This window comes from Streptomyces sp. NPDC051567 (assembly GCF_044454165.1).
Taxonomy (GTDB): domain Bacteria; phylum Actinomycetota; class Actinomycetes; order Streptomycetales; family Streptomycetaceae; genus Streptomyces.
On sequence record NZ_JBITDK010000031.1, the window covers coordinates 43,979 to 64,911 of the forward strand.

A 20,933-nucleotide genomic window follows, 5' to 3' on the forward strand; every position below is an offset into this window, starting at 1 on the left:
CCCGGCGGGTCCCGCATCTGACGGCCCGTACCCGGCGGGTCCCGGACCTGACGGCGGCCCCCGTCCGCTCCGTACGAACCGGAGGGGACGGGGGCCGCGCGGAGAACCGGAGCCGCAGGGTCAGCCGCGGTCGCCCGGCAGGGCCCGCGGACCCGCCGGGGCGAAGAGCTCCGCCCCGGCCTCCGCCCCGGCCTCCGCCCCGGCCTCCGCCCCGGCCCCGGCCCCGGTCTCCGTCCCGGCCTTCGCTCCCGCCTTCGTGGGGTCGACGCCGCAGAACTCGGCCTCGACGACCCGGTCCTCGTCCACCCAGTCCCCGTTCGAGTTGTACGCGAGACCGTGCCGGCCGTCCTCGGTGGTGACGGCGTTCGAGCGGGAGCCGAGCCAGCCGCCGCTGTGCCCCCACACCTTCGTGCCGCAGCTCGTCGTGAAGGTGTAGAGCCCGAGGCCGTACCCGTACGACGGCAGGCGCGGGTCCATCGCGACCGTGGTCTTCATCGCGGCGAGCTGCTGGGCGGGAAGCACCTTCCCGCCCAGCAGGGCGCTGAAGAACCGGTTCAGGTCGCCGGTGGTGGAGATGATGTCGCCGTCGGCCCACAGCTGGGACCCGTTGTTCAGGGTCACGTCGTAGATCCTGGTGGCGGCCGGGTCGAGCGACAGCTTGGAGTACGCCCGGCTGCTCGGCTTCGGCATGTGGCTGCTGTCGCCCGGCAGGGTGGTCGCGCGCAGCCCCAGCGGCTTGACGATGCGCTTGCGCACCTCCTCCTCGTAGGTGTTCCCGCCCACCTTCTCGATGAGCATTCCGGCGAGGACGTAGTTGGTGTTCGAGTAGTTCCACTGGGTGCCGGGGGCGGCGTGCGGCGGGTGTGTCATGGCCACGCGCACCGCTTCCTCCGGTGTCCGGGTGTCGTACCGGTGCTTCGGGAAACCGGGGGCCAGGATGTATTTCTGCTGGTAGGCGGGGTCCGAGTCGTAGTTGTAGACCCCGCTGGTGTGGTTGAGCAGCTGCCGCACGGTGATGGTGCGGCCGTCGTGGCCGTTGCCCCGTACGAGCCCCGGCAGGTGGCGCTCCACCGTGTCGTCCAGGCTCAGCCGGCCCTCGGCCTCCATCTGCAGCAGCACGGTCGCCACGAACGTCTTGGTGATGCTGGCGATCCGGAACCGGTCGTCCGTGCCCCGCGGTGTCCCCGTGGTGAGGTTCCCGACCCCCGAGGTGCTCTTCCAGACCGTGTTGCCGTTCCTGGTCTGCACCGTGACGCCCGGCACTCCCGCCGCCACCATGGCGTCGACGGCGCGCTGGGTCGCCGTGTGGCCGTGGCCCCGGCCCTTCCCGTTCTCGCCGGACTGAGCCTGCGCGACCCCGCCGGCGCCCGCCACGGTCATCGCCGTCGCCACCGCCAGCCCCACCAGTCCCGCACGTGCTCCCCGTCGTAACGTGGTCATGTCCGCTCCCGTTCCGGCCGTCGGCCGTACTCCCCGTGACCGCGCCGCCCGCTCCCGCTGTCCGGGCGTCGGCGCGAACCTTGACACGGGGAGGGACGCAGCCGGAGGCCGACAGGGTTGACCGCAGCCGGAGATCACAACGGAGATCACTGACGGAGACCGGGCGGACACGGGCCCGGTGACTGCCCGCCCGCCGGACCGCCCGCCGGGGGCTGTCGGGGGCTGTCGGCCGACACGACGGAGCGCCGGGCCACGGGGACTTCCGTGACCCGGCGCTCCGCCGGACGGCGTACGGACGGCGTACGGACGGCGTACGGACGGGGACCGTGGCGGGCGACGACGGGGTCCGCGTTCCGGTCCCCCTCATGTCGGGGGACGGCTCCAGGACCCCTGGCCCCCGCACTGGGCCCGACGCCCGCCACGGTCCCCGCCCTGCCCCCACCGCGTATGACCCTCGTCCGGTCGCGGTGCGGGTGGCACCGGGAACCCGACCTCCCGTCGGGCCCCCGGTGCGGTTCGGTGGGCCGGCCCGGTCCTCGCGCGGGGTGTGTGGACGGTCTCCTCGGCGCGCCCGCCGTACGGAGGGGGCGTGCGAGAGGGGGGGCGAGGGGCCGGGCGTGGTGATCCGGGCGGCGCGGGTGCCTGGGCGCGACAGGACAGGTGTCAGCACCCGCGCCGCCCGGAAACTCGTTCCCCGCAGGGCGGGGAAGTCTCAGGTGTGCCGGATCTCCGGTCCCGGTCTCAGATCTCCGTGCCGGAGAGGCGTTCGACGGCGCGGAGCAGCGCCGAGTGGTCCAGGCCGCCGTCACCCTGGGCGCGCAGCGAGGCCACGAGCTGGGCGACGACCGCCCCGACCGGCAGGGCCGCGCCGACGTGGCGCGCGGCGTCGGTGACGATGCCCATGTCCTTGTGGTGCAGGTCGATCCGGAAGCCGGGCGCGAAGTCCCGGTTCAGGAAGTTCTCCTTCTTGCGGGCCAGCACGGTGGACCCGGCCAGCCCGCCGCCCAGGACGTCCAGGGCGGCCCGGAGGTCCACGCCGGACTTCTCCAGGAAGACGACGGCCTCGGCGCACGCCTGGATGTTCACCGCGACGATGAGCTGGTTGGCGGCCTTCACCGTCTGGCCGGAGCCGTGCGGGCCGCACCGGACGATGGTCCGGCCGAGGGCCTCCAGGACGGGCAGGGCCTCGTCGAAGTCGGCCTGTTCACCGCCCACCATGATCGACAGGACGGCCTCGACGGCCCCGGCCTCGCCACCGGAGACCGGGGCGTCGAGGACGCGGATGCCCTTCCTGGCGGCGTTGCGGGCGAGGTCGACCGAGGTCTGCGGAGTGATCGAGGACATGTCGATGACCAGCGTGCCGGGCCGGGCGTTCTCCAGGATGCCGTGCTCGCCGTAGGCGATGGCCTCCACCTGCGGGGAGGCGGGCACCATCGTGATGACGACATCGGCGTCGCGGACGGCCTCGGCGACCGAACCGGCCACCGCGCCTCCGGCGGCGGCCAGCCGGTCCAGCTTCCCCTGCTCCAGGGTGTGACCGGTGACCCGGTAACCGGCCTTCAGGAGGTTCTCGGCCATGGGGGAACCCATGATGCCGAGACCGATCCACGCGATGGAGGGGAGGGCGGCGGAGTTGCTCATGATGAGGGTCCTTCTCCAGGGCTCTGTGCGGAAGGTACGGGGGTGCGGAGGGTGCGCAAGGCGCGGGCGTCGGTACGGGGGTCCCGCGCGGTCCCGCGCCGCCTCCGCGCGGGGTGGTGCCGTAGCCGTGAGGGCTCACCGGCACACCTTTCCGGTCGCGGCGCTGTCCGGTTCCGGCCGGGGCGCTATCCGGCGGCGCGGGCCCCGGCGGGCAGCCAGCCGAAGGACGCGGCGGCGTCCTGCGCCTTGTACTCCAGGCCCACGAACCCCTCGTAACCAGCTTTGCGGAGCCGGCCGAGCAGTTCCTCCAGGGGCAGGGAGCCGGTGCCGGGGGCGCCCCGGCCCGGCATGTCCGCGATCTGGACGTGACCGGTCCTGGCGGCGTACTTCTCGACGACCTCGAAGAGGTCCTCCCCGTTCATCGCCAAGTGGTACAGGTCGAGCAGGAACGTGGCGTTCCCGAGGCCGGTGGCCTCGTTGACCCGGTCCGCCACCTCGACGGCGGCGGGGGCGCTCACCAGCGGGTAGTGCGGGGACTCGGGCGCGTTCAGCGCCTCGATCAGGAGCACCGCGCCGACCCGGTGCGCGGCGCGGGCCGCGGCGACGAGGTTGCGCAGGGCCAGTTCGTCCTGCGCGGCCGGGTCCACGCCGTCGACGCGGTTGCCGTAGAGGGCGTTCAGCGCCTTGCAGCCCACCGAGGCCGCGAAGTCGGCGGCCACGTCGAGGTTGGCCCGGAAGCGCTCCGATTCCTCGCCCGGCACCGAGGCCGCGCCGCGGTCCGGTCCCGGCAGCCGGCCGGCGTAGAAGTTCAGGCCCACCAGCCGGGTGCCGGCCTCGTCGAGGGCCCTCCTGAGGGCGTCGAGCTCCTCCCGGGCGGGGGTGGGGGTCCCGGTCCAGGGCCACCACAGCTCGACCGCGGTGAAGCCCGCCGCGGCGGCGGCCGCGGGGCGCTCCAGGAGCGGGAGTTCGGTGAAGAGGATCGACAGGTTCACATCGAAGCGCTGGTCCGTGTATCCCATGAGCGGCGTACGCTCCTTCCGTATTGCGGAAGTTGTTTTCTGCTTGATGGAAGATTGCATGGGGTCTTGCGTGGATGTCAAGTGGTCGGCCGCCGGGAGATCGCGGTCGCGGGGTAGCTTGACCAGCGTGCGATTGAGAGTGGAGTTCACGACCGAGCCCTTCGACCTCGAAGAGGCCCCCGCCCATGCCGTGGCCGCCCGCGAGGTCATCCAGCGGGCCCGGCTGGACGCGGTCGACGTCGGGCCGTTCGGCAACACGGGCGAGGGGAGCGCCGAGGAGGTCCTCGGCGCGGTGACCGCGCTGCTGCGCGACGCGCTGGACGCCGGGGCCACGCGCGTCACCCTCCAGCTCAACGTGATCGGGGAGGACACGCCGTGACCGACCCCCGCGACCAGCCGTTCGCCGCCGCGGTCAAGCCGCTCGTGGACGCGATGGGCGGCGAACTGCTCGACCCGGCGCTGGCGGAGGCCGACGACGTCGTACTCACCTGGGAGGGCCGGAAGGTGCTGGCCGTCCGCCTGCCCCAGCTCTCGGACTCCCTGGACCGCATCCTGGCCGCCCTCGAACGCCTGCACGGCATGCCGCTGGCGCAGCTCGACCGCAAGGCCAAGCAGGACGTCGTACGGACGCTGGAGGCGCGCGGCGCCTTCTCCGTCCGGCACGGAGTGGAAACGGTCGCGGCGGCCCTGGGCGTGAGCCGCTTCACCGTCTACAACTACCTGAACAGGGAGAACCCCGGCCGGAGCGGCCAGGGTTGAGGTCCGCCCGCCGGAGCTGACGAGCCGCCGGGGCCGACGAGCCGCCGGAGCTGACGAGCCGCCGCCCCGTTCGCCCGGGCGGCGGCTTCCGCGCACCCGAAATTTCAACAAAGTGTTGACGCCGTGTTGCCGAAGGCGTTAGCTATGGCCAGCCCGTTCAGCGACAACAGCGACAACAGGCCGCGGAGGTCACCGTGACGTCGAGCCCGCCCCCGGGTCTCACCCGGTTCAACGCCCTGGACGACAGCGCCGCCGCCGCCGCGCTCCGCGAGGTGTGCGCCGGCCGGGAGTGGGGGAGCCGGCTGCTCGCCCGGCGCCCCTTCGCCACCACGGCCGCCCTCTGCTCCGCGAGCGACGCCGCCACGGCCCGGCTCACCGCCGGGGAGCTGGGCGAGGCGATAGCGGGCCACCCCCCGATCGGCCGGCCGAAGCCCGGGGACCCGGTCTCCGCCCGCGAACAGCGCGGCCTGGCCGGAGCCTCCGGGGACCTCAGGCGCGAGCTGCTCGAACTGGGCCTCGCCTACCAGGAGAAGTTCGGCCACGTCTTCCTCGTCTGCGCGACCGGCGCCACCGGCGAGCAGCTGCGCGACGCCCTCAGGGCGAGGAGCGGGAACTCGCCCGAGGAGGAACGGGAGACCGCCCGCGACGAGCTCGTGAAGATCAACCGCATTCGTCTGACCCGCCTCGCGGAAGGAGAGTGACCATGAGCAACGGGAGCACGAGCAACGGGAGTACGAGCAACGGGAGTGCGAGCGCCGGGACCACGGCGTCGGTGTCCACCCACATCCTGGACACCAGCACCGGCAGACCCGCCCCGGGTGTCACCGTCCTCCTGTCGGCCCGGACCGGCCCCGACGGCCGGTGGACCGCCCTCGGCTCCGCCGCCACCGACGCGGACGGGCGCTGTACGGACCTGCCGGCCCCGCCGCAGGACACCACCCACGTGCGTCTCGGCTTCGAGACCGAGGCGTACTTCTCGCACCGGCGGGCCGAGGCACGGCAGGACGCCCCCCGCGCGGGGGACAGCGGCGCGTTCTTCCCCGAGGTCACCGTCACCTTCGCGGTCTCCCCGGGCGAGCACCACCACGTACCGCTGCTGCTCAGCCCGTTCGGCTACTCCGTCTACCGAGGGAGCTAGCGGACATGCCCACGATGCTCGGCCAGAACCAGTACGGCAAAGCGGAGAACCGCGTCGTCAGGATCACCAGGGACGGCGCCACCCACCACATCAAGGACCTGAACGTCTCCGTCGCCCTCTCCGGCGCCATGGACGACGTCCACCTCTCCGGCTCGAACGCCCACGTCCTGCCGACGGACACCACCAAGAACACGGTGTACGCGTTCGCCAAGGAGTACGGCATCGACTCCGCCGAGCAGTTCGGCATCCACCTGGCGCGCTGGTTCGTCGGCAGCCAGGAGCCGATCCAGAAGGCACGCATCCGGATCGAGGAGTACGCCTGGGGCCGGATCGCCGCCTCGGAGACTGCCTTGGAGACCGCCTCGGGGTTGATCGGCGCCGACGAGGTCAACCACTCCTTCGTCCGCCAGGGCGCGGAGACCCGCGTCACCCAGGTCACCTACGACGGCGTCCGCTGGGAGGTCGTCTCCGGCCTCAAGGACCTGACCGTCCTGAACTCCACGAACTCCGAGTTCTGGGGGTACGCGAAGGACAAGTACACGACCCTGCGCGAGGCGTACGACCGCATCCTGGCCACCGAGGTCTCGGGCCGCTGGCGCTTCAGCTGGTCCGACGACGCGCAGCAGATGCCCCACTGGGAGAAGTCCTACGCCGAGACCCGCAAGCACATGCTCCAGGCGTTCGCGGAGACCCGCTCCCTCTCGCTCCAGCAGACGCTGTACCAGATGGGTTCGCGCATCGTCGACCACCGGCCGGAGATCGACGAGGTCCGCTTCTCGCTCCCGAACAAGCACCACTTCCTGGTGGACCTCGAACCCTTCGGCCTCAGCAACGACAACGAGGTCTACTTCGCCGCGGACCGCCCCTACGGCCTCATCGAGGCCACGGTCCTGCGGGACGGCGCCGAGGCCCGCATCCCCGTGGACATGACCAACCTCTGACCCGGCCCGTTCGGTCCGGGGCCGTAATGACGGCCGTGGTGACGGCCGTGGTGGCCATGGCGGCTGTGGTGGCGCGGGGCCCGGTTCCCCCGGCGTCCCCGCTGGAGACGGGTGCGCCGCCGCTCACCTCCCCGGGTCCTGCCCCGTCCTGTCCTGCTCGTACCGTCGCTGAAAGCACGAGGCACCCCTCCCCATGACAGCGCCCGCAGCACCGACAGCCCCCGCAGCCCCTGACGGCACGGTCGAACGCACCGTCATCGAGAACTGTGCGATCGCGACCGTCGACGCGCACGACACCGAGTACGCCTCGGGCCACGTCGTCGTCGCGGGCAACAGGATCGAGTCCGTCGGCGCGGGCAGGGCCCCCGGCGGTCTCGACGGCGTCGTCCGCCGGATCGACGGCACCGGGCACCTGGTGACCCCCGGACTGGTCAACACCCACCACCACTTCTACCAGTGGATCACCCGCGGCCTGGCCACCGACCACAACCTCTTCGACTGGCTCGTCGCCCTGTACCCGACCTGGGCGCGCATCGACGAGCGGATGGTCGGCACGGCCGCCCAGGGCTCCCTGGCGATGATGGTCCGCGGCGGGGTCACGACCGCCACGGACCACCACTACGTCTTCCCCCGGGGCTCCGGCGACCTCTCCGGCGCCATCGTCCGCGCCGCGTCCGCGATGGGCGTACGGTTCACCCTCGCCCGCGGCTCGATGGACCGCTCCGCCAAGGACGGCGGCCTGCCGCCCGACTTCGCCGTGGAGAGCCTCGACGGCGCGCTCGCCGCGACCGAGGAGACCATCGACCGCTACCACGACGCCTCCTTCGACGCGATGACCCAGATCGCCGTCGCCCCGTGCTCGCCGTTCTCGGTCTCCACCGAACTACTGCGCCAGGGGGCGGAACTGGCCCGCCGCAAAGGTGTGCGCCTGCACACGCACGGCTCCGAGACCGTCGAGGAAGAACGCTTCTGCAAGGAACTCTTCGGCATGGGCCCGACCGACTACTTCGCGTCGACGGGCTGGCTCGGCGAGGACGTGTGGATGGCCCACAGCGTCCACATGAACGACTCCGACATCGCCGCCTTCGCCCGCACCCGCACCGGCGTCGCGCACTGCCCCTCCTCCAACGCCCGGCTGGGCGCGGGGATCGCCCGCGTACCGGACCTGCTCGCCGCCGGTGTCCCCGTCGGCCTCGGTGTGGACGGCACCGCCTCCAACGAGTCCGGCGAACTCCACACCGAGCTGCGCAACGCGCTGCTGATCAACCGGCTCGGCCCCGTCCACCGCGAACGCGCCCTCACCGCGCGCCAGGCGCTGCGCCTGGGCACGTACGGCGGCGCCCAGGTCCTGGGCCGGGCGGACCAGATCGGCTCCCTCGAACCCGGCAAGCTCGCCGACCTCGTGATGTGGAACCTCAGCACCCTGGCCCACTCCTCCATCGCCGATCCGGTCACCGCGCTGGTCCTCGGCGCGGCGGCCCCGGTCACCCTGTCGATGGCCGACGGCCGGCAGATCGTCGAGGACGGCCGGCTGCTCTTCGCCGACGAGGACGCCATCGCCGTGTCCACGCGCGAGGAGGCCCGGCGCCTGGCCCGGATCGCCGCGCGGACCTGACCCCGATCCCGGACATCCGGCCGACAGGCGCCCCCGGTGGCCGGGGCCGGCCTGCGGGGCCGGTTCGGGCGAACCGGTCCCCCACCCCCCTCCCCTCCACCACCACATACAGGCTCGACTCGCACCGCTTTCGCTGGCCCCTCCCGCCCCGACGGGCCGGGAGGGGCCACCTCCATGACACCCACGTCCCCGCCGACGTGTTCAACCGACCGGAGGAAGCCGTGGCCGCAACGCCCAGGTTTCGCAAAGACGCAGTCGCAGTACCGGAAACCGCAGTACCGGAAGCCGCAGTACCGGAAGTTGGGGTAACAGAAGTCGGGGTACCCGCAGCCGCAGGGTCGGCAGCCCCGGCGCCGACGCCCGCCGCGCCGGAGGGGAAGCACCCGGTCGACGAGGTCCTGCCCCCGCTGAAGATGTTCACCGGCGGGCTCCAGCACGTGGCCGCCATGTACGCGGGCGTCGTCGCCCCACCCATGATCGTCGGCCCCGCCGTGGGTCTCTCCGCCACCGAAACCGCCTTCCTGATGGGCGCCTCGCTCTTCACCGCGGGCCTCGCCACCCTGCTCCAGACCCTCGGGTTCTGGCGGATCGGCGCCCGACTGCCGTTCGTCAACGGAGTCTCCTTCGCCGGGGTCACCCCGATGATCGCCATCGGCAAGGACCAGGGCGAGAACGCCCTCCCCGTCATCTTCGGCGCGATCGTCGTCGCCGGGGCCCTCGGCTTCCTCGCCGCCCCCTACTTCGGCAGGCTCGTCCGCTTCTTCCCCCCGGTCGTCACCGGCACGGTCATCACCCTGATCGGCGTCTCCCTGCTCCCGGTGGCCTTCACCTGGTCCCAGGGCGGCGACAGCGCCGCCACCGGCCACGGCTCGATGAAGAACATCGGCATGGCGGCCCTCACCCTCGTCACCGTCCTGCTGATGCGCACGTTCCTGCGCGGCTTCCTGCGGCAGATCTCCATCCTGCTCGGCCTGGCCGTGGGCACGCTCCTCGCGATCCCGCTGGGCATGACCGGCTTCGAAGCGATCGGGAACGCGCCCCTGATCGGCTTCCCCACCCCGTTCCACTTCGGCGCCCCGCAGTTCCAGGCCGCCGCGATCGTCTCGATGTGCGTCGTCATGCTCGTCTGCATGACCGAGTCCACCGCCGACATGCTCGCGCTGGGCAGGATCGTCGGACGTCCTGCCGACGCGAGGACCGTCGCGGGCGGTCTGCGCGCCGACGCCCTCGGCAGCGCGGTCAGCCCGCTCTTCAACGGCTTCATGTGCAGCGCCTTCGCCCAGAACGTCGGGCTCGTCGCGATGACCAGGGTCCGCAGCCGGTTCGTCGTCGCGGCGGGCGGCGGCATCCTGATCCTGCTCGGCCTCTGTCCGGCCGCCGCCTCCGTCATCGCGCTCGTCCCGCTGCCGGTCCTCGGCGGCGCGGGCATCGTCCTCTTCGGCTCGGTCGCGGCCAGCGGCATCCAGACCCTGACCTCCGCCGCCCTGGAGAAGGACGAGAACGCCCTGATCGTCGCCGCCGCGCTCGGCATCGGCCTGATACCGATCGCCGCGCCCGGCTTCTACCACGCCTTCCCCGAGGACCTGCTCGTCGTCCTCGACTCCGGGATCAGCAGCGGCTGCGTGGTGGCCATCGTCCTCAACCTGGCCTTCAACCACCTCGGCCCCCGCAGGAGCCCGGCCCCCGAGACCACCCCGGCCCACTGACACGGGCCCGGGACGGGGGCCGGGCGGCTACGCGCGCCCTACGCGGCCGGGGTCAGGTACATCCCGTTCTCGTCCGCACCGGCCGTGTTCCGGCAGCCGAAGCCGGCGTCGGCGGGCCGCGCGAGGACCAGCGCCAGACACCGGCCGGCGGCCAGCTGCCCGAAGTAGTTCGGGTGCATGGACTCCTGGACGAGCCCCTGCGTCCCACTGCTGTCGATCCACCGCGCCCACTCGCTCGTCCGCGCCGAGGCCGGGGCCGAGGAACTCACCAGCCTGCTCGCCTTCGCGCACGCCTCACGCCCCTGGAGCATGTCCCGCAGGTCCAGGAACTGGACGCCCTTGGCCGCGGCCACCGCCTTGATCCGGCCGGCGAGCTGCGGCACGAGCGAGTCGCGCGCCCAGTCCGAGTCACGGTTCCAGAAGGGGCACCCGCCGGTGTCCAGCCGGCTCCAGTCGCTCTGCGGGTACCGGTTCTCCGCGCCGCGCGGGATCGGCGAGGGGTAGGACTGGAGCACGATCCGGTACGCCGGGTCGGCGTACCCGGCGCCCCGCATCACGGCCCGCACCTCGTCCACCGACTTCGCGACCCCGGCCATGACGGCGTCGATCTTCCGGTCCACCCCGGCCTGCTGGTCGTCGTGGCAGTACGAGCCCCAGAGGACGAAGTCGTACGCGCACTCCTTGATGATGTCGGCGAATCCGAGGTCGTTCCCGCCGACGGAGAGCGCGATCACCTTGACGTCGTGGGAGGCGGCCACGGCGGCCAACTGGTCGGCCTGCGGCGCCTCGCCCTTGAGGGCCACCCCGCCGCTGACGGCCCGGTACACGTTCTCGGCGGTCGCCCCCGAGCAGGCCAGGTTGACGGCGGCCTCGGCGACCGGCCCGGCGCTGCGCACCTCGGCGGAGTCCGAGCGGTCGCACCCGCCGGCCGTGGCGCCGTACACCCGGGCGGGGTCGTAGGTGCTGCCGCCGGTCCAGGCCCGGTCGGTGCCGCTCCGACTGCCGCTGTCGGTCAGGCTGTTGCCCTTCCACCGGCCGGCCTCGCCGGAGATGTAGCTGTCGCCCATGGCCACCACGGCCGTGGGCCCGCGCCCGGGACCGGCCACGGCGGGGCCCGCCCCGGCGGCCACCAGCGCCCCGGCGACGAGCGGCAGGACCATCCCGGCCCCGGCGGCCCGTCGCACACGGTCGCGGACCCGGTCCTTGCTGACGTTGCGGAATCCGATCACTGCGGAACTCCTGCGGTCGGCCACGCCCGGAGCGGGAACAACTCCGGCGCGTGGCAGGGTAAGTGGGGGTTACCGCCGGCCGGTGGCACGGGAAAGGTGACACGCCCCCACTTGTTACCGCTAGGTAGCCGCAGATCACGATGACATAACGACCGACCGGTCGTTCGGCCCCGCAGAATCTTCCCGGACCGCCCCACCGCCCCGCCCCCGGCACGCCTCGGCCCCCGTCGCCTCGCGGGCGACGGGGGCCGAGGCCGTCCGGCTGTGGTGCGGGAGGTCAGTCGGTGAGCTGGGCGTAGGCCGGGAGGGTGAGGAAGTCCGTGTAGTCCGCGTCCAGGGAGACCTGGAGGAGGAGGTCGTGGGCCTGCTGCCACTTGCCGGCCGCGAAGAGTTCGTCGCCCGTCTCGGCGCGGACGGCCGCCAGTTCGTCGGCGGCGAGCGCGCGGGTCAGTTCGGCGGTGACCTTCACCGCCTGGCCGTCGTGTTCGAGGACGACGCCCGCGTTGATCCACTGCCAGATCTGCGAGCGCGAGATCTCGGCGGTGGCCGCGTCCTCCATCAGGCCGAAGATGGCGACGGCGCCGACGCCGCGCAGCCAGGCCTCGATGTAGCGGATGCCGACCTGCACCGCGTTGCGGAGCCCCTCGTACGTCGGCCGCGCCTCCAGGGAGTCGATCGCGATGAGGTCGCCCGCGGCCACCGAGACGTCCTCGCGCAGCCGGTCCTTCTGGTTCGGCCGCTCGCCGAGGACCGCGTCGAAGGAGGCCAGCGCGATCGGGACCAGGTCGGGGTGGGCGACCCAGGAGCCGTCGAAGCCGTCGCCCGCCTCGCGGTCCTTGTCGGCCCTGACCTTCTCGAACGCGACCTTGTTGGCCTCGGCGTCCTTGCGGGACGGGATGAAGGCCGCCATGCCGCCGATGGCGTGCGCGCCGCGCTTGTGACAGGTGCGCACCAGCAGTTCGGTGTAGGCGCGCATGAACGGGGCGGTCATCGTCACCGCGTTGCGGTCGGGCAGGACGAACTTCTCGCCGCCGTCCCGGAAGTTCTTGACGATGGAGAAGAGGTAGTCCCAGCGGCCCGCGTTCAGGCCCGCCGCGTGGTCGCGCAGCTCGTAGAGGATCTCCTCCATCTCGTACGCGGCGGTGATCGTCTCGATGAGGACCGTGGCGCGGACGGTGCCCTGCGGGATGCCCACGTACTCCTGGGCGAAGACGAAGATCTCGTTCCAGAGCCGCGCCTCCAGGTGCGACTCCGTCTTCGGCAGGTAGAAGTACGGGCCCTTGCCGAGGGCGATCAGGCGGTGCGCGTTGTGGAAGAAGTACAGGCCGAAGTCGACGAGCGCGCCGGGGACGGCGCCGCCGTCCACCCGCAGGTGGCGTTCCTCCAGGTGCCAGCCGCGCGGGCGCATCACGACGGTCGCCAGCTCCTCGGCGGGCCCCAGTGCGTACGCCTTGCCCGTGCGCGGGTCGGTGAAGTCGATGCGGCGCTCGTAGGCGTCGATCAGGTTGAGCTGGCCGAGGACGACGTTCTCCCAGGTGGGGGCGGAGGCGTCCTCGAAGTCGGCGAGCCAGACGCGGGCGCCGGAGTTGAGGGCGTTGACGGTCATCCTGCGGTCCGTGGGGCCGGTGATCTCCACCCGGCGGTCGTCCAGCGCGGCCGGTGCCGGAGCCACCCGCCAGTCGCCCTCGCGCACCCACGCGGTCTCCGGGAGGAAGTCGAGGCGGGAGGTGCGGGCGATCTCGGCGCGCCGCCCGGCCCGGCGGGCGAGGAGCTCGTCGCGGCGCGGGGTGAACCGCCGGTGGAGCTCGGCCACGAAGGCGAGGGCCGCTCCGGTGAGGACCTCGTCCTGCCGGGGCAGGGGCGCGGCGTCGACGACGGCCAGCGGGGACGGCGCTGGTGCGGACATGGCTGTCACTCCTTCGGCGGCGGTGCCCGGCGGCCGTGCGGGCAAGGCCCGCGCGGGGCGGCACGCGGTGCCGTCGGCGCGGGGGAGTCCCGGAGTGCGGTCGCGGGCGCCGTCTGTGGGTTCAGGGCGCTCTGACCAGTGGATAGTAATTTCCTCATCGTGGAAGTTCAATGGTGTGTTGATGCCGAGGCTCTCCGGAACGGCGGCGCGGGCGGCGACAGGCAGCGGCGGGCGGCGGAATCCGGCCGTCCGTGGCCCTCGGTGTCACCGCGCCAGGCGCGCCAGATCGGGCGGGGTGTCGATGTCGAAGGGATCGGCCACGTCCCCGCACTCCACCAGGACCAGCTCCGCCGCGTGCCGGGCCAGGTGGACCCGCGCCCCCCGGTCGCCCGTCGCCGTCGCCGCGATCTCCGCCCAGTGGTCGGCGCCGAACAGCACCGGATGGCCGCGCACCCCCTCGTACGCCGCCGCCGCCAGGCTCGCGGGGGAGCGGTACGCCGCCCGGACCCGGGCCGCCGCCTCCGCGCCGATGCCCGGCTGGTCCACCAGGGAGACCAGGACCGCGCGGGCCCCCGTACCGGCCAGCGAGGCGAGGCCGGTACGCAGGGACGAGCCCATCCCCTCGGCCCAGTCCGGGTTCTCGCTCACCACGCACCCGCTCAGGTCGGCCCGCGCGCGGACCTCCGCCGCGGCGGCGCCGAGCACCACGTGGACGGGGCCGCACCCCGCCTCGCGCAGGACCCGTACGGCGTTCTCGACCAGCGGGCGGCCCCGGTGGGGCAGCAGGGCCTTGGGCCGGCCCCCGAGGCGCCGGCCGCCCCCGGCCGCCAGGAGCAGGCCCGCGATCACCGCGGAACCGGTGCCGGTGCCGGTGCCTGCGCTTGTGTTGTCGGCTTCGGCTTTGCCTTCGGTGTCGGCTTCGGTGTCGTTCGGCATGGCACCGATTCTCGGCGCTCCCCGGCCGGACGGGCCAGCCGCGCCAGAAGACGCCGTACGGCGGCCGGTGCGGCCCCGATCCGCAGCGGCACGCCGATCCGGTTCTCGGCGGCGGCCACCAGGGCGCGTTCGTCCCGGTCGGTCAGCGGGACACGGTCGGCCATCGGGGTGGCGCGGTCGGTCAGCGGGGTGGCGCGGTCGGTCAGCGGGGCGCGGTCGTCACGGTCGGTCGGCATGTTCCGGTCTCTCCTTGCCAATCAGGGGTCTGTACCGCGAGTCTGGAGCCGGATTGGCCTGGCAGGCAGAGCCAATCGGGGAAGGTTGGCATGGCAGACGGACGAGTGGTCCAGACCGCGGACAGAACCATCGGCAGCCGCCCGCTCGCGGCCCTGCTCCCCGCAGGGGTACGGGCCCGCCCCGGGTACCGGGCCCTCGCCGACGCCGTCCGCACCCTGATCCTCGACGGCCGGATCGCCCTGCACGTACGGCTGCCCGCCGAACGCGAACTCGCCGACGCCCTCGGCGCCAGCCGCGCCACCGTCACCGCCGCCTACGACCTGCTGCGCGAGAGCGGCTACGTCCGCAGCCGCCGCGGTTCCGGCACCTGGACCGAACTCCCCGACGGCCACGCCCCGGTCGGCGCCCACGCCCTCCTCGGCGGAGCCCGGGGGGACTCCGGCATCGACCTGGCCATCGCCGCCATGGGCGCGCCGGAGGGTTCCCTCGCCGAGGCCCTGGCCCTGGCCGCGCCCCGGCTGCCCGAACTCGCCCGCACCCCCGGCTACCACCCCTTCGGCCTGCCCGACCTGCGGGCGGCCGTCGCCGCCCGGTTCACCCGGCGCGGGCTGCCCACCCGCCCCGAGCAGATCCTCGTCACGGCCGGGGCCCAGCAGGCGTTCGCCCTGGTCGTCAGCCTGCTCTGCCGGCCCGGGGACCGCGTCGTCACCGAGAACCCCACCTACGCCAACGCCCTCGACGCCCTGCGCCACGCCCGGCTGCGCACCGGGTCCATCGCCGTCTCCGACGCCGGCTGGGACATGGAGATCGCCGAGTCCACGCTGCGCCAGACCGTGCCGAGGCTCGCGTACGTGATCCCCGACTTCCACAACCCGACGGGCGCGCTGATGCCCGGGGAGGAGCGGCTGCGGCTGCTGTCCGCGACCCGGCGCACCGGAACCTGGCTGGTGGTCGACGAGACCATCGCCGACATCGCGCTGGACGTCCCGGCCCCGCCGCCGCTGGCCTCGCTCGCCCCGCGCGGCGGAGCCGACCACGTGATCACCATCGGCTCGCTCAGCAAGACCCACTGGGGCGGGCTCCGGGTCGGCTGGGTACGCGCCCCCGCCAAGATGATCACCGAGCTGACGACGGTACGGGTCGCGGCCGACATGACCGGCTCCGCCCTCGACCAGCTCGTCGCGCTCCCGCTGCTGGAGGGGCTGGACCGGTCGCTGCCCGCCCGCCTCGACCAGCTCCGCGTCCGGCGCGCCGCCCTGGAGGGCTCGTTGCGGCGGCACGCCCCGGAGTGGAGCTGGCGGCTCCCGCCGGGCGGGCTCTCGCTCTGGGTGGACCTCGGCGAGGCGGTCGGCTCGGCCCTCTCCGAACGGGCCGCGGCGGCCGGTGTCCACATCGGCCGGGGGGCCCGCTTCGGGGTCGACCCGGGGACCTTCGAACACCGGCTGCGCATCCCGTACACGCTCCCTCCCGACCGTCTGGAGGAGGCCGTCCGCCTCCTCGCCGCCGCCCTCCACGAGGGGGTTCCGCTCGCCTCGGCGGTGGAGCGCCCGCACTGGGTGGCGTAGGCGAGGCGTAGGGGGAGCGGGCCCCGTGGCCCGTGGCCCCGTGGTGGACGGGCCTACGGGGTGCGGATCAGGCGGCGGGCACCGGCCGTCGCCACCGCCGCCGTACGGGAGTCGACGCCGAGCTTGGCGTAGACGTGGACCAGGTGGGACTTGACCGTGGCCTGGCTGAGGAAGAGCCGCTGGGAGATCTGCTGGTTCGAGAGCCCGTCCGCGACCAGTTGCAGCACCTCCAGCTCCCGCCGCGTCAGCGCCTGCGCCGGGGTCCGCATCCGGTCCATCAGCCGCAGCGCCACCGCCGGGGCCAGCGCCGACTGGCCCGCCGCGGCCGTCCGTACGGCCGCCGCCAGCTCCTCCGGCGGGGCGTCCTTGAGCAGATAGCCCGAGGCACCCGCCTCCACCGCCGCCAGGATGTCGGCGTCCGTGTCGTACGTGGTCAGGACCAGCACCCGGGGGGCCGCCTCCCGGGCCGTGATCAGCGCCGTGGCCCGCGAGCCGTGCATACCGGGCCGGGGCCCGAACTGGAGGTCCATCAGCACCACGTCCACCTCCTCGGTGGCCGCCAGCTCCACCGCCCGCTCCGCCGTCGCCGCCTCCGCGACCACGGCGAAGTCCGGCTCGGTGTCCAGCACCGCGCGCAGCCCCGCCCGCACCACCGGGTGGTCGTCCGCCAGCAGCAGCCTGATCGTCATCGGCGGGCCTCCACGGGCTCCGGGGTCGCCGGGGCGCGCGGGGCGGCGCCCGCCTCCGCGTCCACGGGCAGCGGCAGGGTGACGGCCACGGCGGTGCCCTGGCCGGGGGCGGACTCCACGGTGAACAGCCCGCCCAGCGTCCCGGCGCGCGCCCGCATCGCGGGCAGGCCGAAGCCGCCCTCGCCCGGCCCGGACGGCGCCGCCGGGTCGAAGCCGCACCCGTCGTCCACGACGTCCAGCGTGACCGAGGAGTCCATGAAGGTGAGCGTGATCCCGGCGCGCCCGGCCCCGGCGTGCCGCACCACGTTGGCCAGCGCCGACTGCGCGATCCGCAACAGGGCCACCTCGTACGGGGTCGGCAGCACCTGCGGGGTCCCGCTCAGCGAGAACCGCACCCGCGGCCCCGCCACCCCCGCGCAGAGCCGCTCCAGCGCGGCGGCCAGCGACCCGTGCTCCAGGTCGGGCGGGGTCAGGGCCCGGACGAAACGCCGGGCCTCGGCGAGGTTCTCCTGCGCGGCCTCCCGGGCCCGGCGGATGTGCTCCAGCGCCGGGTCCCGCTCCGGCAGGGTCCGCTCGGCGGCCCGCAGCAGCAGCTGGATGGAGGAGAGCCCCTGGGCCAGGGTGTCGTGGATCTCCCGGGCGAGCCGCTCCCGCTCGGCGAGGATTCCGGCGCTCCGCCCGGCCGCCGCCAGCTCGGCCCGGGTCGTGATCAGCTCCTCGATCAGCTCGCGGCGGCGTTCGCTCTCCCGGTACAGGGCCTCGTAGCCCAGGACGGTCGCCACCGCCACGGCCCCGCCCAGCAGCGGCCCGAGGAAGGCCCCCGGGCTGACCGGACCGCTGTGCAGGAGGAATCCGCCGATGGCCGCGCCGGCGGTTGCCACGACCGCCGCGATCCCCCAGCGCAGCCGCAGCAGGTGCAGTTCCAGGAAGTACAGCGGGAAGGCGATCCACAGCCCGTCCGGGGAGACGACGAGCAGCGCGGCCCAGGCCGCGCCCAGCCCCGCCAGCCACACCGCCCCGGCCCGCGGCGAGCGGTGCGCCGGGGGGACCCGTACGCCCGCCGCGTAGACGGCGGCCAGCACCACGCACCCGGCCGTCACCCACCCGGGGCGGGACGCGGAGCCGGTGAGGGCGCGGGAGGCGGCCAGCGCGAGCAGCCCGAGGAACAGCGCGTGCAGACAGAGCCGCAGCACCCGGGAGACGGGCGTCGGCGGCCGGTCGCCGGAGGGGGCTCCGGGGCGGTCCTCGGCGCGGGCGTCGGTCCGGGGGCCGGTAGGGATGCCGGTACGGGCGTCGGTCCGGGTGTCGGTCCGGGTGTCGGTTTCGGGTGCGGGGTCAGCCATGGCCCGACCAGCGTAAGCCGACAGCGCCCGGCTCCGGTCAACCGAAAGTTCGATGTCCCGATGGTCCCTTCGGCGCGAGGATCGATGCCGTGGCGCGATGCCCGGTGCCCGCACGGAAGACCAAGGTGGGGGACATGTTCGTCGCATGGAGAGATCTACGGTTCGCCCGGGGACGGTTCGCCCTGATGGGCGCGGTCGTCCTGCTGATCACGCTGCTGGTCGGCCTGTTGTCGGGGCTCACCGCCGGGCTGGCCCGGGAGAACGTCTCGGCCGTCACCGGCCTGCCCGCCTCCCACCTGGCCTTCGCCGCGCCCACCGGTGACCGGAAGGTCTCCTTCACCGCCTCCCAGGTGCCCGAGAGCGCCTGGCTGGCCTGGCGCGGGCAGCCCGGGGTGAGGGCGGCGGAGCCGCTCGGCATCCGCACCACCAACGCCGTCTCGGGCGAGCGGACCGCCGCCGTCTCCGTCTTCGGCGTGGACCCCGCCGGGGGGCTCGGGCCGCGCGGCGCGGGGCTGACCCAGGGCCGGGTGGTCCTCAGCGAGAAGGCGGCGAAGGAACTCGGCGGGCTGACCGCGGGTGCCCCGCTCAGGATCGGCCCGCTGGAACTGACCGTGGCCGCCGTGTCCGGCACCGACGCCTACAGCCACACCCCGGTCGTCTGGGCCGACCTCAACGACTGGCAGCGCCTGGGCAACCCCGGCACCTCCCTGGAGACCCTCGCCACGGTCGTCGCCCTCTCCGGGAGCGGCCTCGACCTCGCCGCCGGGGACCGGGCCGCCGGCACCCGGGCGCAGACCGTCGGGGAGGCACTGGGCGCCATAGGCTCCTACCAGGCCGAGAACGGCTCGCTCCAGCTGATGCGCGGCTTCCTCTTCGCCATCTCGGCCCTGGTCATAGGCGCCTTCTTCACGGTGTGGACGATCCAGCGCAGCGGGGACATCGCCGTCCTGAAGGCCCTCGGCGCCTCCACCGCCTCCCTGCTGCGCGACGCCCTCGGCCAGGCCGTGGTCATGCTCGCGGCCGGCACCGGGCTGGGCACGGCCCTCGCCGCCGTCCTCGGCGCCGTGATCAGCGGCGGTGACGTCCCCTTCGTCCTCGACCCCGCCACCGTGCTCCTCCCGGCCGCGGTCATGATCCTGCTCGGCGCGCTGGGCGCGGCCCTGTCCGTCCGGCGGATCACCGCCGTCGACCCGCTGACCGCCCTCGGGAGCGCCCGATGACCCTGCTCGTCCACGACGTCACCCTCACCTACCCCGACGGTGACACCCGGCTCACCGCCCTCGACGCGGTCCGGCTGGAGGTGCCCGCGGGCACGCTCGCGGCGGTGGTCGGGCCCTCCGGCTCCGGGAAGTCCAGCCTGCTCGCCGTCGCCGCCACCCTGGTCACCCCGGACTCCGGGCGGGTCCTCGTCGCGGGCCGGGACGTCTCCTTGCTGAGCGCCGCCGGGAAGGCGCGGCTGCGCCGGGAGGAGATCGGCATCGTCTTCCAGCAGCCGAACCTGCTGCCCTCGCTGACCGCCGCCGAACAGCTCCAGGTCATGGCGCACCTCTGTGGCCGCCCCGCCCGGCAGGCGCGCTCGCGAGCCCGGGAGCTGCTGGCGGCGGTGGGGCTGGCCGACAAGGCCGACAAGCGCCCGCACCAGCTCTCCGGCGGCCAGCGCCAGCGCGTCAACATCGCCCGCGCCCTGATGAACGAGCCCGCCGTGCTGCTCGTGGACGAGCCGACCAGCGCCCTCGACCACGAGCGCGGCGCCGCCGTCCTCGACCTGCTGGTCACCCTCACCCGCGAGCGGTCCACCGCGACCGTGCTGGTCACCCACGACCACGCCCACCTGGAGCGGATGGACCGCACGGCGATGATGCGCGACGGCCGTCTGACCTGCGCCGCGGACGGGCCCCCGGCCCGGTGAGCCGCGGCTCGGGGCGGGGGGCCGTCCGCGGGGTGGCTACGCCGGGTTCTGGCTGCGCAGGGCCACGGAGAGTTCGGCCGCGATGCCCTGGAGGACGGGCACGATCGACTCGGTGAGCGCCTCGGTCACCCGGCCCGCCGGGCCCGAGATGGAGATCGCGGCGGCGGTCGGCGCGTTCGGCACCGGGACGGCGAGGCAGCGGACGCCGATCTCCTGCTCGTTGTCGTCGATCGCGTAGCCCACCCGGCGGACCTGCTCCAGCGCCTCCAGGAAGCCCTCGGGCGTGACGATGGTCTTCTCGGTCGCGGCGGGCATCCCGGTCCGGGCGAGCAGGGCCCGCACCTCCTCGGCGGAGGTGTGGGCGAGCAGCGCCTTGCCGACGCCGGTGGAGTGCGGGAGCACCCGGCGGCCGACCTCGGTGAACATGCGCATCGAGTGTTTGGACGGCACCTGGGCGACGTAGACGACCTCGTCCCCGTCGAGCAGCGCCATGTTCGCGGTCTCGCCGGTCTCCTCGACCAGCCGGGCGAGGTAGGGGCGGGCCCAGGTGCCCAGCAGCCGCGACGCGGACTCGCCCAGGCGGATCAGCCGGGGGCCCAGGGAGTACCGCCGGTTGGGCTGCTGGCGGACGTAGCCGCACGCCACGAGGGTGCGCATGAGCCGGTGGATGGTCGGCAGCGGCAGACCGCTGGCGGCCGAGAGCTCGCTCAGACCGACCTCACCCCCGGCATCGGCCATGCGTTCGAGTAGATCGAAGGCGCGCTCAAGGGACTGGACGCCGCCACCGGCGGCGGTGGACTTGGCGGAAGCGTCGGTGGTGCTGGCGCTGGACGTCGGCACGGGCGCGGTCCTTTCGATGC

20 protein-coding genes are annotated in these 20,933 nt (G+C 73.9%); 10 read left to right on the forward strand and 10 right to left on the reverse strand.

The features are described 5' to 3' along the window. Positions 1 to 120 precede the first annotated feature (120 nt). From ACIA5F_RS26390 to ACIA5F_RS26400, 3 genes are all read right to left on the reverse strand, one after another. Entirely contained in the window at positions 121 to 1,440 is a 1,320-nt protein-coding gene (locus ACIA5F_RS26390) for a serine hydrolase domain-containing protein (protein ID WP_399357067.1), read from the reverse strand. Positions 1,441 to 2,181: 741 nt separating this feature from the next. Further along, positions 2,182 to 3,081, reverse strand: a complete 900-nt coding sequence (locus tag ACIA5F_RS26395) for a 2-hydroxy-3-oxopropionate reductase (RefSeq protein ID WP_399357069.1) — start codon at positions 3,079 to 3,081, stop codon at positions 2,182 to 2,184. A gap of 185 nt (positions 3,082 to 3,266) precedes the next feature. Further along, a complete protein-coding gene (locus ACIA5F_RS26400) occupies positions 3,267 to 4,100 on the reverse strand; it encodes a TIM barrel protein (RefSeq protein ID WP_399357071.1) in 834 nt (277 codons plus the stop codon). Between the two features lie 127 nt (positions 4,101 to 4,227). Here ACIA5F_RS26400 and ACIA5F_RS26405 point away from each other — a divergent pair, with 127 nt between their 5' ends. From ACIA5F_RS26405 to ACIA5F_RS26435, 7 genes are all read left to right on the forward strand, one after another. After that, positions 4,228 to 4,479, forward strand: a complete 252-nt coding sequence (locus ACIA5F_RS26405; protein WP_399357073.1) for a hypothetical protein — start codon at positions 4,228 to 4,230, stop codon at positions 4,477 to 4,479. Beyond that, positions 4,476 to 4,859, forward strand: coding sequence for a helix-turn-helix domain-containing protein (locus ACIA5F_RS26410; RefSeq protein ID WP_399357075.1), 384 nt, complete (start codon positions 4,476 to 4,478; stop codon positions 4,857 to 4,859). The genes ACIA5F_RS26405 and ACIA5F_RS26410 overlap by 4 nt, the downstream gene beginning before the upstream one ends. A 194-nt stretch (positions 4,860 to 5,053) precedes the next feature. Beyond that, the gene (gene uraD / locus ACIA5F_RS26415; RefSeq protein WP_399357077.1) at positions 5,054 to 5,560 is read left to right on the forward strand and encodes a 2-oxo-4-hydroxy-4-carboxy-5-ureidoimidazoline decarboxylase; all 507 of its coding nucleotides are present in this window, start codon (positions 5,054 to 5,056) and stop codon (positions 5,558 to 5,560) included. A gap of 2 nt (positions 5,561 to 5,562) precedes the next feature. After that, the gene (gene uraH, locus ACIA5F_RS26420) at positions 5,563 to 5,997 is read left to right on the forward strand and encodes a hydroxyisourate hydrolase (protein WP_399357079.1); all 435 of its coding nucleotides are present in this window, start codon (positions 5,563 to 5,565) and stop codon (positions 5,995 to 5,997) included. A 5-nt stretch (positions 5,998 to 6,002) separates the two neighbouring features. After that, the gene (gene pucL / locus ACIA5F_RS26425) at positions 6,003 to 6,938 is read left to right on the forward strand and encodes a factor-independent urate hydroxylase (RefSeq protein WP_399357080.1); all 936 of its coding nucleotides are present in this window, start codon (positions 6,003 to 6,005) and stop codon (positions 6,936 to 6,938) included. Between the two features lie 193 nt (positions 6,939 to 7,131). Beyond that, positions 7,132 to 8,553 (forward strand): 8-oxoguanine deaminase, encoded by a 1,422-nt coding sequence (locus tag ACIA5F_RS26430; RefSeq protein WP_399357082.1) that lies wholly within the window; start codon positions 7,132 to 7,134, stop codon positions 8,551 to 8,553. A 221-nt stretch (positions 8,554 to 8,774) separates the two neighbouring features. Beyond that, on the forward strand, positions 8,775 to 10,259 hold the full coding sequence (locus tag ACIA5F_RS26435) for a nucleobase:cation symporter-2 family protein (RefSeq protein ID WP_399357084.1): 1,485 nt from the start codon (positions 8,775 to 8,777) through the stop codon (positions 10,257 to 10,259). A gap of 38 nt (positions 10,260 to 10,297) precedes the next feature. Here the strand turns inward: ACIA5F_RS26435 and ACIA5F_RS26440 are convergent, their stop codons facing one another. From ACIA5F_RS26440 to ACIA5F_RS26455, 4 genes are all read right to left on the reverse strand, one after another. Next, a complete protein-coding gene (locus ACIA5F_RS26440; protein ID WP_399357086.1) occupies positions 10,298 to 11,488 on the reverse strand; it encodes a GDSL-type esterase/lipase family protein in 1,191 nt (396 codons plus the stop codon). Positions 11,489 to 11,765: 277 nt separating this feature from the next. Next, on the reverse strand, positions 11,766 to 13,394 hold the full coding sequence (gene aceB, locus ACIA5F_RS26445; protein WP_399357088.1) for a malate synthase A: 1,629 nt from the start codon (positions 13,392 to 13,394) through the stop codon (positions 11,766 to 11,768). Positions 13,395 to 13,658: 264 nt separating this feature from the next. Next, complete coding sequence (locus ACIA5F_RS26450; protein ID WP_399357090.1) at positions 13,659 to 14,330, reverse strand: NTP transferase domain-containing protein; 672 nt, start codon at positions 14,328 to 14,330, stop codon at positions 13,659 to 13,661. Beyond that, a complete protein-coding gene (locus ACIA5F_RS26455) occupies positions 14,240 to 14,566 on the reverse strand; it encodes a hypothetical protein (protein WP_399357092.1) in 327 nt (108 codons plus the stop codon). The genes ACIA5F_RS26450 and ACIA5F_RS26455 overlap by 91 nt, the downstream gene beginning before the upstream one ends. Positions 14,567 to 14,656: 90 nt before the next feature. On the opposite strand from ACIA5F_RS26455, the gene ACIA5F_RS26460 reads away from it, so the two are divergent. Next, entirely contained in the window at positions 14,657 to 16,132 is a 1,476-nt protein-coding gene (locus ACIA5F_RS26460) for a PLP-dependent aminotransferase family protein (protein ID WP_399357094.1), read from the forward strand. Positions 16,133 to 16,185: 53 nt separating this feature from the next. On the opposite strand, the gene ACIA5F_RS26465 is transcribed toward ACIA5F_RS26460, so the two are convergent. Both ACIA5F_RS26465 and ACIA5F_RS26470 read right to left on the reverse strand, forming a co-directional pair. After that, on the reverse strand, positions 16,186 to 16,821 hold the full coding sequence (locus tag ACIA5F_RS26465) for a response regulator (protein ID WP_399357096.1): 636 nt from the start codon (positions 16,819 to 16,821) through the stop codon (positions 16,186 to 16,188). After that, positions 16,818 to 18,164 carry a sensor histidine kinase gene (locus tag ACIA5F_RS26470; RefSeq protein WP_399357098.1) on the reverse strand — a complete coding sequence of 449 codons (1,347 nt, stop codon included), beginning with the start codon at positions 18,162 to 18,164 and terminating at the stop codon, positions 16,818 to 16,820. Before ACIA5F_RS26470 ends, ACIA5F_RS26465 begins: the two co-directional genes overlap by 4 nt. A gap of 134 nt (positions 18,165 to 18,298) precedes the next feature. Here ACIA5F_RS26470 and ACIA5F_RS26475 point away from each other — a divergent pair, with 134 nt between their 5' ends. Both ACIA5F_RS26475 and ACIA5F_RS26480 read left to right on the forward strand, forming a co-directional pair. Continuing rightward, on the forward strand, positions 18,299 to 19,384 hold the full coding sequence (locus tag ACIA5F_RS26475) for an ABC transporter permease (protein WP_399357100.1): 1,086 nt from the start codon (positions 18,299 to 18,301) through the stop codon (positions 19,382 to 19,384). Beyond that, positions 19,381 to 20,073 carry an ABC transporter ATP-binding protein gene (locus tag ACIA5F_RS26480; RefSeq protein WP_399357102.1) on the forward strand — a complete coding sequence of 231 codons (693 nt, stop codon included), beginning with the start codon at positions 19,381 to 19,383 and terminating at the stop codon, positions 20,071 to 20,073. Before ACIA5F_RS26475 ends, ACIA5F_RS26480 begins: the two co-directional genes overlap by 4 nt. Before the next feature lie 36 nt (positions 20,074 to 20,109). On the opposite strand, the gene ACIA5F_RS26485 is transcribed toward ACIA5F_RS26480, so the two are convergent. Further along, entirely contained in the window at positions 20,110 to 20,913 is an 804-nt protein-coding gene (locus ACIA5F_RS26485) for an IclR family transcriptional regulator (RefSeq protein WP_399357104.1), read from the reverse strand. Positions 20,914 to 20,933: the final 20 nt, after the last annotated feature.